Annotated in this window: 1 protein-coding gene; it reads left to right on the forward strand. The window is 40.8% G+C overall.

Translation table 11 applies throughout. The features are described from left to right. On the forward strand, positions 1 to 221 hold a 221-nt coding region (locus tag WA325_RS21340; RefSeq protein ID WP_336184167.1), incomplete at its 5' end, for a transposase. Between the last annotated feature and the right edge of the window lie 34 nt (positions 222 to 255).

A 255-nucleotide genomic window follows, 5' to 3' on the forward strand; every position in this document is an offset into this window, starting at 1 on the left:
ATAAAGAAAAGGTCAGACAAAATCGCTTGTCTGTTTCAGGAAAAAACCTCTACAAAAAAAGAAAAGAAAAAATAGAGCGAAGCTTTGCAGATTCAAAACAGCTGCATGGGCTTCGCTATTGCAGGTTAAGGGGACAACGAAATGTGAGCGAACAAGTTCTCCTCACAGCCGCATGCCAGAACATGAAGAAGATTGCCACATACCTATCCAAGCAGGGATAGATATGTGGGAGCCTTTTTCTGTATCTAAAATACA

Origin of the sequence: Bacillus sp. 205(2023), from assembly GCF_037027485.1 — a bacterium.
GTDB classification, from domain to species: Bacteria; Bacillota; Bacilli; order Bacillales; family Bacillaceae; genus Bacillus; species Bacillus halotolerans.